The 889-nt window shown below is 73.2% G+C and carries 1 protein-coding gene and 1 pseudogene; both read right to left on the bottom strand.

The window, feature by feature from the left end; translation table 11 throughout:
- The coding region (locus tag NWP09_RS12965) for a hypothetical protein (RefSeq protein ID WP_258275906.1) at window positions 1-588 on the bottom strand (588 nt) is incomplete at its 3' end.
- 4 nt (window positions 589-592) lie between these two features.
- A pseudogene (locus tag NWP09_RS12960) lies at window positions 593-889 on the bottom strand (serine/threonine protein kinase); the annotation flags it as partial.

The raw sequence follows: 889 nt of genomic DNA, 5'->3' as shown, positions 1-889 counted from the left end.
GCCGCCGCGCAGCCCCTGCACGCCCATCCGGTCGAGCTTGTCGCACACGTTGTCGAGCTTGCGGTTGAACCGGCTCATGGTCCAGCCGAGCCGCTCGGCCGCCGCCGCGCTCGAGGGCAGCTCGCTCACGCCCACGCCGTCGCGCCGCAGCATCGGCTCGGCGAGCGCGACGATGAGCAGCTTCTGCAGCTGCGTGAGGCCGACGGGCATCACGGTCGTCTCGCCCGACGAGCGCCGCCGGTGCTCGGTCGACATGGCGAACGCGGCGTCGTCGCTGTGCACGCCGATCTCGTACGTCGTGGGGCCGGCGGTGAAGACGATGGATGCGTCGGAGAAGACGATCGGCAGGCGCGCCCCGGGCGAGAGCCACGACTGCACCGCGCCGCCCGCGCTCGAGACGGTCGCCGAGAGCCGCGAGCCGACGTTCGAGAGCCACCACAGCCCGTCGCGGTGCTGGAGCTCGAGGAACGCGCGGTGCAGGTACTGGTTGTCGTCGACGGTGAGGTCGCCCTCGCGCCCGATGACGAACGGCCGCGCGGGGTCGAGCGTCACCCACTCGCCCGCGAACTCGAGCTGCAGCCTCGGCACCCGCTCACCCACTGACGCATCCTCTCGTGTCGTCCGACGACCGCCCGTCCGAGCGCACGAGGCCGACGAGGATGCACGACTCCCCGTCGGCGTCGCGCGGCACCGTCACCGACTCGGTCGCGGTCGTCGCGATGATCGGGTCGGCGCCGCTCGGCTCGTAGCGGTACCGGAACTGGTCGCCCGCCTCCGGCTGCGCGTTCACCCACGTGAAGGTGACCGCGTCGCCCTGCACCGTGCCGACGACGTTGATGGGGCGCGGCGGGCGCTGCGGCGCGGCTGGCGCGGCCACGGTCTGCTCGGG

It is taken from the genome of Agrococcus sp. HG114, from assembly GCF_024723325.1.
Lineage (GTDB): Bacteria > Actinomycetota > Actinomycetes > Actinomycetales > Microbacteriaceae > Agrococcus.
This window is presented reverse-complemented; position numbering and strand designations above follow the sequence as displayed.